Genomic DNA, 12,721 nt, shown 5'->3' with positions numbered 1-12,721 from the left:
TTAATTGCAATTGAAAGAGAATAAATTAGTTTTTATACTTAAATTTGAGCAAGGTTGATGAGCAATTTAAAGGATGTTATAGTTATTTTTGATTCAGGTATTGGTGGACTTTCTTATTTTGAGTATATAAATAGAAGACTTTTTAATAGGAACTATGTCTATATTGCAGATAATAAGAATTTTCCTTATGGTGAGAAGAGCTCTGATTTTCTTTTAAAGGAAATTTTAGAGTTAATTGCAAAATTGGAACAAATGTGTAACATTGTTGCAATTGTTATTGCTTGTAATACAGCTTCTATTAGTGTATATGGCAAATTAAATTTTAGTTTTCCTATAATATATACTTTGCCTTCGGTTAATTTAGTTAAGTGTCTTGCATTTAAAAGGGTTATTTTAATTGCAACGGATTTTACCATTAATAGTGAATTTGTTAAGAGAGAAAAAAGTTGTCATTGGGATTTAATCTTAAAGTCTGCAAGCGAGCTTGTGAATTTTGTAGAATATGGAGATAGATTTAAGGAAGATGCACTGAGATGTTTAAGATGGTTAAAATTAGAAGTTGAAACTAGTAATCGAGATATGATTTTTTTAGGATGTACACATTATCTGCATATTAAAGACATGATTGAAAGCTTTTTGGGAATTCCTGTTTATGAGAATCGTGCATGTGTGACCAATGAACTTGGTAAAGCATTAAAGTTTATTGAGAGTAATGGTGTTTCTTTTACACGTTATTTTTATTTGACACAAGATAAAAATTTGTGTTTTTATAAAAATTTTTGTAAAAACTATGATTTGCATTTTAAAGGAATAATCGATTGAATAATTTTAGATTTGAGGTCCTATGGGGTGTTAATAATATCTATTCTATTGCTGAAGTTAATACCGGTTTAATTTATGAGGGAGTTATTAAGGGTAAGATTTTAAATACTCAGGATAAAGAGTATAGTCCTTTAGTTACTGGTGATTTTGTTTGTGGGGATATTTATGATGAATGCAAAGTATATATTAAAGAGAGATTAGAACGCAAGAATGTGCTTTGGCGTTATAATAAAAAGGCTTCTCTTAGGCAGGTTATTGTTTCAAATATCGATAATGTTTTAATTGTTAGTTCTGCTAATCTTCCTGAGATTAAAAATTCGTTTATTGATAGAGTATTAATAGTTGCTGAGGAACAGGGAATCACTCCTATTATTTTGATAAATAAGGTTGATGAGGGTATAAGTACTAAAGTTGATGCTTTTATTAAAATTTATGAAAATTTAGGTTATAGGGTTATTAAGACTTCTGCTATTACTTTTCAGGGTATTGAGGAAATAAGAGAAATTATTAAGAATTCAAGAGCGTCTTTTATTGGGCAGTCTGGGGTTGGCAAGTCGTCTCTTATAAATATAATAGATTTGAATGCAGCACAGGTCATAAATGAGATATCTTATAAATATGCAAGGGGTAGACATACTACAGTTTATGCTATGGCTTTTCATTCTTCTAATGGGGTGGTAATTGATACTCCTGGTATAAAGGAGTTTGGCATTGAAAGCTTAGAGTATCTCAAACTTAGATGTTATTTTAGGGAATTTAAAGATTTAAATGATTTATGTAAATTTAATTCTTGTGTGCATATAAATGAACCAAATTGTTTTATAATAAGTCAAATTGGCTTTACAATTTCAGAAATTAGGTACAATAGTTATTTAAAGATTGTAAATGAACTTAAGAGATATAAAAGTTATGCAAGAGATATACTTGGAAAAAATTGATTTTTATCAAATTTTATCTTCAGTTTCTTCTTATGTAGCTATTTCAGATACTGTTAATCTTCTAAGTAAGCAGCAAATATGGAAGACCGAGGAAGAAGTTAATAGAATATGTCTTTGTGTTCAGTTGATTAAAAATCTTATTGAAGTTTATGATGAATATCCAAGTTCTTGTCTTGAGAGTATAAGTGATTCTATTGCTTTACTTATTAAGGAAAACTCAAGAGTTTCTATTGAAGAGATTAAAAATATTATTGTCTTTCTAAGGGAAGTTTTGAAAATAGTGTTTTTTTTAGATAGAAATGAGTTCAAAGTTCAAAGTGAAGTTAAAACTTTAAGGGAATTACTATTTGTGGATTCAAGTTTGGAGCATTTATTAGAAACTTTATGCATGTATATTGATGTTGATGAACTTAAAATAAAACTAGGTGTTGTTAAGGAGTATGATGAGATTGATTTTGAAATCAAAAATTTAAGTAAGAAGATTGAGAAGAAGATTAAGCAGATAATAGGTTTAAATTCAGAATATTTAACCTCTACACTTATTTATTACAAATCAGGTAAATATACTATTGCGCTTAAATCTAGTTTTAAGAATAAAATCAAGTGTAATATTGTGTCTATGTCATCCTCTGGGCAAACATTTTATGTTGAACCAGATGAGATAATAAGTGAAAATGATAAATTGTGTTTTTTGAGTTTTGAAAAGACACGTGTGGTTTTAAGAATTTTGCAAGAACTTTCAGATAAGATTCGGCAACATATTCTTCTTTTAGAAACTCTTTATAATAATTTTTTATATTATGATTCTCTAAGGGTCAGAGCAGTTTACGGAATAAAAAGTCAAGGAATATTTCCTAAGTTTGGTAGTAATCTTAATATTGTTAATGCTCGTCATCCTTTGATACAGAATGCAAAATCTGTAAGTTTTTGTCCTTTAAATAATAGAGCTGTAATTATTACAGGGCCTAATGCTGGTGGAAAGACGGCAACTTTAAAGACAGTTGCTCTTTTGAGTGCCATGCTTCAATTTGGAATTCCTATTCCAGTTGATGAGTCTAGTACTTTTAAGATTTTTGATAATATTTTAGTTGATATTGGCGATAATCAATCAATTGCAAATTCACTCTCAACTTTTTCAAGTCATATGAATAACATTGCTTATATTTTAAAGTGTGCAACAAGAGATAGTCTTTTAATATTTGATGAATTTTGTTCAGGTACTGATATTGAACAAGGACAGGCACTGGCTGTGGCTATTCTTGAGCATTTAATGAATATTGGCTCTTTTGTTATTGTCTCAACTCATTACAATGCTCTTAAATATTTTGCATACACTCATGAATTTGTGATTAATGCTTCTATGCAGATGGATTTAGATAAAATGGAACCTAATTATAATTTAATCTTTTCTGTTCCAGGTGAAAGTTTTGCTTTTAGTGTTGCAAATAATGCGTCTATTAGTCCTGAAATATTACTTAAAGCAAAAGAGATTTATTCATCTAATAAGACAGAAGTTAATGAAATATTGGAAAGGCTTTCAGATAAGGAGAGAGAAATACATTTACTTGAAGAGAAATTGAAAGATAAGCTTCATCTTATTGAACTTAAGGAAATTGAGATTAATAATATTCGGAATAATATTATTTTAAAAGAAAGGGATTTAGAGGAGAGACTTATAAATGAGCAAAAAGAGTTTTTAAAAGGCTCAAGAAAAATTTTAGAAAATTTGGTTAGAGAGGTCAGAGAGGGAAGTATTTGTACTGTTAAGAACAAGGAATTTATAGCTAATATTATGGATAATATAACTGCCAAGGCTATTAAAATTAAATTGCTTAATCAAGAGGTTGTTACTAATGTTGGGGTTGAGTTTAAAGTTGGTGACAAGGTTAGAGTGTCTGGTTCAAATTCTTCAGGAGAAATAATAGGAGTTACTAAGAAAGGATTTATTGTAAATACTGGTGTTTTTAATATTACAGTTTCATCTTCTAATTTAGAGAAAATATTTGATAATAAGAATTCTAAAAATGGTTATAAGAAAAATTTTAGCTTTTCTTTTGAAGGTCAAGATGATGAGTTGAACTTAACTATTGATATTAGAGGAATGAGAGTGTTTGAGGCTATAGACTTTTTAAATAGGAAGATAGATAATATTTTATTGAAAAATGTTTGCAGATTTGAAATCATTCATGGCAAAGGAGAGGGTCTTCTTGTGAAAGGAGTACATTCATTCTTAAAAAATGTAAAGTTTATTAAGAAATATTATTTTGCTCATCCAAGTGATGGGGGAGTTGGAAAAACAATAGTAGAATTTTAAATGGGTATATCAAGATTTGAGGAATTTGAAAATGAGTTGTTTAATATTTGTCTTTATGTTGATTGTGTTCTTGAAGATGAGTTTGGTAATTCTTATGAAGTGCATCCAAACAGGCTATCGAGAGGTAAGGCAGCCAATGGACTTTTGGATGGACTTTTTCGTGTTACTACTTCTTTTACCCTTGGGTATGGTTCTAAATTTGGAAGGGGATATTTAATCATCATTGAAATAATAACTCTTGATGTAGTTGATATAAAATTTAATAATAGGGTTATAGAAAGGGGTATTGAGGTTTTTAGTGAAAAGTTGAGAGAAAAGTTTCCAGAAAGAAACCTTTCTATAGTTCATGATATTAACGTTTACAAAATTATTGGAGGTTTTTTTGGTGATATATAATCTGGGTATTTTGACTTTTAGTAATTAAAAATTTGTTGATATACTTTATTTAATGAGTATTTTGAGTTATTTTTTTATATATTGAGGAGTTCTAGTGCAGTTTGAAGTTAAAGATTTGATAAATAAAATTAAGAAAGATGGACTTGAGGAAGCTGAAAAATTAGCAAATGATATTATTCTTAATGCGAAAAGAGAGGCTGAGTCTATTATCTTGAAGGCCGAAAGTGATGCTAAGGAATTAAAAATGCAAGCTGAAAAGGAAGCTAGTGAATATAAAAAAAATTCTCTTGATGCATCTCGTCAAGCAGTTAGAGATTTGATTATTGGTACTGAAAAGAGTATTAAATCCCTTTTTAAAACTGCTTTGGAGGATTCTGTTTCTAAGGTTTATGATGATAATTTTTTGAGAGAAATCATTATTAAGGTTGTAGATATTTGGAATAAGGGTGATAAGATAGATATAATCCTTAATGAGTCTGATTTTTCTAATTTATTATCTGTTTTAAGAAAAAAGATAGGAAATAGACTTGGTAATACAATTGAGATTAAACCTTTCAAAGAAATAAATAAAGGTTTTAAAATTCAGCAAAGAGACGGTAATTTATATTATGATTTTACATCAGAAACTATTGCTGATGTTCTTTTTGAATATTTAAACCCAAGGTTTAAAGAGGTTTTAAAGTTGGTTTAGGAGATGTGGTATGTTAAGTTCATATTACTATGTTATATCGTCATTACCTTATCTTGATTTAAAAATTGGCAAAGTGTGGAGTATATCAGATTTTTTTGATAATGTTGAGATTGTTTTAAGCAGAAAAGATTTTCTTTTTTTAAAGGGCTTATCAGAATCTAGATTGACTAGAGGAAATTTGAAGGTAATTGATCAATTTCTTGAGTTTGAAGAAATGATAAGGTATACTCTGGCAGTTATTAGAGCTGAGAGGTTAGGGTTTCCAAGAGATGTGTATTTGGAGTCTTCTTATTTTTCTAGTTATTATTTAGGAATTTTAAAATCTCTTTGTCTTAAGGAAAATCCTTTTGAGGTGGACTTAGGGCTTGATATGTTAAAGTGGCTGTTTTTAACAGAACTTGAAGTTGGAAATGAATTTAACTTTGAAAAATTAGTGATTTATTTTTTAAAGTTAATGTTAATTTCAAGAAGAAGTCTCTTTAGAGAAGAGATTGGCGAGAAGAATTTTGATGATGTTTGTCAAGAATTAAGTATGCAAATAACTAAAAATTTTTGAAGGGAATTTGAATGGAAGCTAAAGGAAAAGTAGTAGGAGTTATTGGAAATTTGGTTACTATTGAGGTAGTTGATACGGTTTCCATGAATGAAATTGTTTTTATTAAAACAGGTGGGCGTAGTTTAAAAGCTGAAATAATTCGTATTCGGGATGGGGAGGTTGATGCTCAAGTGTTTGAGATGACTAAAGGAATTGCTGTTGGGGATGATATTGAGTTTACAGGTAAGCTTTTAACAGTAGAGCTTGGTCCTGGCCTTTTAAGTCAGGTGTATGATGGTCTTCAAAATCCATTGCCAGAACTTGCTGCTCAATGTGGGTTTTTTTTGGAGCGAGGTTTGTATTTAAGTGCACTTGATAGGAAAAAAAAATGGATCTTTAATTCAACTGCAAAGGTTGGAGATGTTGTTGTTGCAGGAGATTATCTTGGGTTTGTTGTTGAAGGTACGATTAAGCATCAAATCATGATTCCATTTGATAAAAGAGATTCTTATAGAATTGTGGAGATAGTTAGCTGTGGTAGTTATGCTGTAGATGATAAAATTGCTGTGATTGAGGATAATGTTGGTGGTAAGCATGTCATTACTATGTCGTTTCATTGGCCTGTTAAAGTTCCAATTACCAGTTATAAAGAAAGACTTATACCTAGTGAGCCTATGGTAACTCAAACAAGAATAATAGATACGTTCTTTCCGGTTGCAAAGGGTGGTACATTTTGTATTCCTGGGCCTTTTGGTGCTGGAAAAACAGTTCTTCAGCAGGTTACAAGTCGTAATGCTGATGTTGACATTGTAATTATTGCTGCTTGTGGTGAACGAGCAGGTGAAGTAGTAGAAACCCTTAAGGAATTTCCTGAGCTTACAGATCCAAGGACAGGCAAATCATTAATGGAGAGAACATGCATTATTTGTAATACGTCTTCTATGCCGGTTGCTGCCCGTGAAGCATCAGTTTATACAGCTATTACTATTGGTGAATATTATAGACAAATGGGTCTTGATATACTTTTGCTTGCTGATTCAACTTCGAGATGGGCTCAGGCTATGAGAGAGATGTCAGGTCGTCTTGAGGAAATACCCGGTGAAGAAGCATTTCCTGCTTATCTTGAATCTGTTATTGCATCTTTTTATGAAAGGGCAGGTATTGTTATTTTAAATAATGGTAATTTTGGTTCTGTAACTGTTGGGGGTTCAGTTAGTCCTGCTGGAGGTAATTTTGAGGAGCCAGTAACTCAGGCAACTTTAAAGGTTGTAGGAGCGTTTCATGGTCTTACAAGAGAGAGATCAGATGCTAGGAAATTTCCAGCCATTAATCCTCTTGAATCTTGGAGTAAATATAGAGGAATTATTGAATCTGGAAAGACAGAATATGCAAGAGCTTTTTTGGCAAAGGGAAATGAGATAAATCAGATGATGAAGGTTGTTGGTGAGGAAGGGATAAGTATTGATGACTTTTTAATTTATTTGAAGGCTGAGCTTTTGGATTCATGTTATTTGCAGCAAAATTCATTTGATAGCGTTGATGCTGCTGTAAGTCCTGAGCGTCAGAATTATATGTTTGATATACTTTGTGATATTTTACAGTCAGATTTTAAATTTGAGAATAAACTGGAAGCAAGAGGTTTTGTGAATGAACTGAGGCAAAATATTTTGGATATGAATCTTGCTCCCTTTAAGGAAGAAAAGTTTAATAATTTAGAAGTGATTTTAAAGAATTTAGTACGTTCTAAAAGGTTGGATTTTTGAGGTGTATAAATGAAGATAATATATAGCAAGATAGAATCTATTGTTGGGAATGTAATAACTGTTATGGCACAAGATGTTAAATATGGAGAACTTGCTATTGTGGAGTCAAAAGGTGTAAGTTCTTTAGCTGAGGTTGTTAAGTTGGATAGGGATAAAGTTTCCCTTCAGGTCTACAATGGCACTATAGGCATTTCAACTTCGGACAAAGTTAGGTTTTTAGGGCATCCAATGCGAGTAACATTTTCTGAGAATTTGCTTGGTAGGATTTTTGATGGTGCTGGAAATCCAAAGGATGGAGGCCCGCGTCTTGAGGATAATTTAATTGAAATTGGAGGTCCTTCAGCTAATCCTGCAAAGCGTATTGTTCCAAGAAACATGATAAGAACAGGGATTCCAATGATAGATGTTTTTAATACTCTTGTTGAATCTCAAAAATTACCAATATTTTCTGTATCTGGAGAACCTTATAATGAGCTTCTTTTAAGAATAGCTCTTCAGGCAGAAGTTGATTTAATTATTCTTGGAGGGATGGGACTTAAGAATGATGATTATTTGACGTTTAGAGATTCGCTTGAAAAGGGTGGGGCTTTAAGTCGGACAATCTTTTTTGTGAATACAGCTAATGATCCTGTTGTTGAGTCTTTAACGGTGCCTGATATTTCTCTTGCTGTTGCTGAAAAATTTGCTTTGCAAGGGAAAAAGGTTTTGGTACTTTTGACTGATATGACCAATTTTGCAGATGCTATGAAAGAAATTGCTATTACTATGGAGCAAGTTCCATCTAATAGAGGTTATCCCGGTGATTTATATTCTCAGCTTGCATCTAGGTATGAAAAGGCTATTGATTTTGAAGGAGCAGGATCGATTACTATACTTGCAGTTACTACAATGCCTGGAGATGATGTTACTCATCCAGTTCCTGATAATACGGGTTATATTACTGAAGGACAGTATTATTTAAAGGGGGGTAGAATTGAACCTTTTGGTTCTCTTTCAAGACTTAAGCAAATGGTTAACGGGAAGACAAGGGATGATCATAGGACTATTATGGATTCAATGATTAAGCTTTATGCATCTTCTAAGGAATCTGTAGAGAAAAAGGCTATGGGATTTAATATGACAGAGTGGGATGAAAAACTTCTTAAGTACAGTGGTATGTTTGAGAGTAAGCTGATGGACTTATCTGTTAATATTCCTCTGGAGGAAGCTTTGGATTTGGGTTGGGAGATTCTCTCTAGTTGTTTTAACCCTAAAGAAACTGGAATTAAGACAGAGCTTGTAGAAAAATATTGGCCTCAAAAAAGGGATTAAAAATGCCTAAAGTTAAGTTAACTAAGAATGAACTTAAAAAACAAAAAGATAGTCTTAAGATGTTTAGCAGGTATTTGCCTACATTGCAGCTTAAGAAACAGCAACTTCATTTGGAGATTAGAAAGGTTGAGGCTCTTAAGAGAGCTAAGGAGCTTGAGCAGGAGAGGTTTAAGGAGTATGTTAAATCTTGGGTTTCTTTATTTTGTGAAAGATTTCCCTTTCAGGATTGGATTAAAATTAGAAAAGTGGTAAAGAGCTTTACAAATATTGCAGGTATTACTATTCCTGTATTTGATTCTATTGAATATGAAGATATTAAGCATGACCTTGTATATACCCCTTATTGGGTCGATAGGGGAATAGAGGCTATTAGGAGTATAGTTCAGATAAATGCGGAGCTTGAAATTTTAAATGAGCAAACTAGATTATTGGAAATAGAACTTAACGCTACTTCTCAGAGGGTAAATTTATTTGAAAAAGTTATGATACCTGATGCTAAAATTAATATAAAGAAGATTAATGTTTATCTTGGTGATCAACAGACAGCGGCTGTTGTAAGAGGTAAAATAGCTAAGGCTGGTTTGATTAAAAGTAGATAGGAATGAGTTTATGATTGTAAAAATGAAGAAAGTTCTAATTTTAACTTTACTCAAATATAAAAGGGAGTCAATCGAAATTTTAAGAGAATTAGGAGTTGTTCATATTAATTTTTGCAATAGAGTTTTAGAGTCTTTAGAAAGAGTTGTTGAAGAAAGAGGAGTTTTAATTCAGGCTTTATCTTTGCTTGGAGATGACTCTGAAGTAAAAATCTTAAGCTCTTCAAATGAGAATTTTTTAGCTGTTGCAAAAAGTATAGTTAATTTAGGTTCTGAAATTAAAGATTTAAGGGATATGCAACAGTCATTGTTTCATAAAAGAGACATTATATCTTGTTGGGGATCTTTCTCTCTTGACCTAATCAATAAATTGAGAGATAGTAATGTCTATGTTCAATTTTTTAAGTCTGAAATTAGTGAATATAAAAAGTTATTGGCATTGCCTGAAATTAGAGTTGCTCTTGTTAATAATTTTAAAGGTACGGCTTATTTTATAGCTATTAATGATTCTAAGCAGACAATAGATTCAGCTGAAGAATATGATTTTGAGTTTGACCTTGAGTTTATTGAAAATAAATTAAAGGTTATTAGTGAAATTTTAGATCAAAAGCTAACTCAATTGTCAATTTTGAATAAATATAGAGATATTTTAAAAGATAAAATAAAAGAGTATGATCAAGTTATTGAGTTTGAACAAGTTATGGCTGACATGGATGTGGAGTGTGATAACTTTGTATATATTACAGGGTTTGTTCCAGAAGATAACCAGCAAAATCTCAAAAGTGCAACTCTTAATGGTAATTTTGTGGTACAATTTGCAGAGCCAGATGATAATGATTTTGTTCCAACTTATATAAAAAGAGGGGGTATTGCTAAGCTTGCTAAGCCTATTTTTGATGTTTTAGATACAATTCCTGGATACAGAGAAAGAGATGTTAGTTATATTTTTATGTTGTTTTTCTTTGTATTTTTTGGAATGATAGTTGGTGATGCTGCTTATGGAGTAATATTCTTAATAGTGGGAATTTTTCTCAGTTTAGTCAATTTAATGAGAGGTAAGCCTTTAACATCTATTCATGCTTTAATATTTTATTTAAGTACGTCTGCAGTGATATATGGTTCGATGACAGGTACTTGGTTTGGCAGTGATTCTTTTCTCCTTGACTTCTTTCCTATTTTAAGGTCTTTTAGACTTGAGTATCTGACAGGAAAGAATAGTATGCAAAATATTATGTTTATATGTTTTACAATAGGTGTTTTACAAATATCATTAGCTCACATTTGGAATTTTATTCAAAGAGTGAAGGAGAAACCTCATATACATTCAATTGCTCAAATTGGTTGGCTTATTGTAATTCCGGGGCTTTATTATCTTGTTTTAAATTTAATACTTGGCAGAAGTAAGTTCCCTATGCATAGTGTTATTCTTAATATGATATATGTTGGGGTTGTACTTGTCTTTGTTTTTGCAAGACAGGATGGTTCAAACTTTTTTGTATGTATATTGAAGAGTTTTGGGGGAATAATAGAGCAGTTTTTAGCTACTGTATCAGGATTTGCAGACATAATATCTTATATTAGACTTTTTGCTGTTGGACTTGCAGGGCTTGCAATTTCTGATAGTTTTAATAGTATGTCAGCATCTTTATTAAAATCATCTAATATTGGCCTTATAATAAGTGGTATTATTGTAATGCTGTTTGGACATATTCTTAATATAACATTATCTTTGTTATCTGTTGTTGTTCATGGAGTAAGACTTAATATGCTTGAATTTTCAAACCATTTAGGTCAAGAATGGAATGGGTATTCTTATAGGCCTTTTAGAAAAATTAAAGATTAAGTAAGGAGAGAACTATGGATATAGGTTTGATAGGAGTTAATTCGGCTTTAACAATAGCTGCCATAGGGTCAGCTTTGGGTATGGGAGCTGCTGGAAGTGCTGCTATTGGTGCATGGAAGAGGTGTTATATGCAAGGTAAGCCAGCTCCTTTCTTATTAATTGTTTTTGTTTCAGCACCCCTGACACAAATAATATATGGTTATATATTGATGAATACTTTAGCGGGGATAATGACACAGGCTAATCCTTGGTTATTATTTGGAGCTGGTTTTGGTGGTGGTATTGCAATTTCTATTTCCGCTTTTGCACAAGGGAGAGCTGCTGCAGGAGCTTGTGATGCTTTTGCTGAGACTGGAAAGGGATTTGCAACAAATCTTTTGGTTTTAGGTTTAATAGAATCAGTTGCTCTTTTTGTAATGGTATTTTTGATGATATTTAAATTTGTTTGACTTTAAAGCATTTAGGCATTAAATTTTCTCGCAATTTGTGAGAAAATTTAATATGTTTATAGGTATGTTAAGATCTTTCTTACTTTTTTTTATTTTCGTTTTTGCGTTAAATTTAAATTCATCAGGTATGAAGGAATTTCCGTATTGGATTTTGCTTGAAAAAGGGCGACAACTTATTTATTCTAAGGAAGGATTTACTAAATCTAATCTTACTAATGCAATGAGTTATTTACAGGAAGCTTTGCTTCAAAAAGGAATATATCCAGAGGCCAATTATTATTTGTCCATTGCTTATGGTATGATTGGTAATGTTGTGCTTGAAAAATTACATCTTCATAAGGCTTTGGAAAATAAAGAGTATTTATTGGATAAATCTTTTGAGCAAAATATGCTTTTTTCTTTGGCAAAAATAGCTGAACTTGAAGATAATTATGTTGATATGGTTGATTACTTAAATGAAATTTTAAGTAAATTCTCAAAAGGTGATGATTATTATAAGTATCACTATCTCGCTCAAAAATATGACGATACTTTAGATAATAAACTTGAATTTAATATTTCTTTTTATTTGCATTCTTATTTAAAGCAGGTGAGAGGAACTTCAGGTTTAGATTTTACTTTTAAGCTTTATAGGTTTAAGAATTATAATATTATCGATACTCATCGGTTATTATCAAAAGTATATTTAAAGATTGGTGCTTATGAACTTGCAATTACTCATGGGCTTGTAGCTGCAGTTGGTATTTTAACCAGAATGTATGATTATGTTAGCTATTATGAACCTTTTTATAAGTTTAAAAATTTAAGGTCTTTTGCTCAAAAAATAAATGAGTATGTTGATATTCAAACTAGTTTTGAATCTACAGATTTTTGGGAAATAGTATATAATATCGCTTCTGCAACTTATGTTTATGATGATTATAAATATAAGTTGAGGGCTATAGATACTTGGAAGTTAGTAGTTGATCTTGCTCCTAAATTTTCCCCTTATTTTTCAAAATCAAAGATTCATATCAAAAATTTTTTGCTGAATAAAAATGTGTATTAATATAATTTATTCTTC

12 protein-coding genes are annotated in these 12,721 nt (G+C 31.0%); all 12 read left to right on the top strand.

Features of this window, described 5'->3' with window-relative positions:
- The first annotated feature begins 57 nt into the window (after positions 1-57).
- Positions 58-822 (top strand): glutamate racemase, encoded by a 765-nt coding sequence (gene murI / locus N187_RS00485; RefSeq protein ID WP_025419331.1) that lies wholly within the window; start codon positions 58-60, stop codon positions 820-822.
- Complete coding sequence (gene rsgA / locus N187_RS00480; RefSeq protein WP_025419330.1) at positions 819-1,760, top strand: ribosome small subunit-dependent GTPase A; 942 nt, start codon at positions 819-821, stop codon at positions 1,758-1,760. The genes murI and rsgA overlap by 4 nt, the downstream gene beginning before the upstream one ends.
- Positions 1,732-4,074 (top strand): endonuclease MutS2, encoded by a 2,343-nt coding sequence (locus N187_RS00475; RefSeq protein ID WP_038443467.1) that lies wholly within the window; start codon positions 1,732-1,734, stop codon positions 4,072-4,074. Before rsgA ends, N187_RS00475 begins: the two co-directional genes overlap by 29 nt.
- Positions 4,075-4,470, top strand: a complete 396-nt coding sequence (locus N187_RS00470) for a hypothetical protein (RefSeq protein ID WP_025419328.1) — start codon at positions 4,075-4,077, stop codon at positions 4,468-4,470.
- A 94-nt stretch (positions 4,471-4,564) separates the two neighbouring features.
- Positions 4,565-5,161, top strand: coding sequence for a V-type ATP synthase subunit E (locus N187_RS00465; protein WP_025419327.1), 597 nt, complete (start codon positions 4,565-4,567; stop codon positions 5,159-5,161).
- Positions 5,162-5,171: 10 nt separating this feature from the next.
- Entirely contained in the window at positions 5,172-5,717 is a 546-nt protein-coding gene (locus N187_RS00460; protein ID WP_025419326.1) for a DUF2764 family protein, read from the top strand.
- Between the two features lie 11 nt (positions 5,718-5,728).
- Positions 5,729-7,459, top strand: coding sequence for a V-type ATP synthase subunit A (locus tag N187_RS00455; protein ID WP_025419325.1), 1,731 nt, complete (start codon positions 5,729-5,731; stop codon positions 7,457-7,459).
- 9 nt (positions 7,460-7,468) lie between these two features.
- Positions 7,469-8,770, top strand: coding sequence for a V-type ATP synthase subunit B (locus N187_RS00450; protein ID WP_025419324.1), 1,302 nt, complete (start codon positions 7,469-7,471; stop codon positions 8,768-8,770).
- A gap of 2 nt (positions 8,771-8,772) precedes the next feature.
- A complete protein-coding gene (locus tag N187_RS00445; protein WP_025419323.1) occupies positions 8,773-9,369 on the top strand; it encodes a V-type ATP synthase subunit D in 597 nt (198 codons plus the stop codon).
- 10 nt (positions 9,370-9,379) lie between these two features.
- Positions 9,380-11,209: a V-type ATP synthase subunit I gene (locus N187_RS00440; RefSeq protein WP_025419322.1), complete on the top strand. Its 1,830-nt coding sequence runs from the start codon at positions 9,380-9,382 to the stop codon at positions 11,207-11,209.
- A 14-nt stretch (positions 11,210-11,223) separates the two neighbouring features.
- Positions 11,224-11,658, top strand: a complete 435-nt coding sequence (locus N187_RS00435) for an ATP synthase subunit K (RefSeq protein ID WP_025419321.1) — start codon at positions 11,224-11,226, stop codon at positions 11,656-11,658.
- Between the two features lie 64 nt (positions 11,659-11,722).
- A complete protein-coding gene (locus tag N187_RS00430; RefSeq protein ID WP_025419320.1) occupies positions 11,723-12,706 on the top strand; it encodes a hypothetical protein in 984 nt (327 codons plus the stop codon).
- Positions 12,707-12,721 lie beyond the last annotated feature (15 nt).

Origin of the sequence: Borrelia anserina Es (assembly GCF_001936255.1) — a bacterium.
Taxonomy (GTDB): domain Bacteria; phylum Spirochaetota; class Spirochaetia; order Borreliales; family Borreliaceae; genus Borrelia; species Borrelia anserina.
This window is presented reverse-complemented; position numbering and strand designations above follow the sequence as displayed.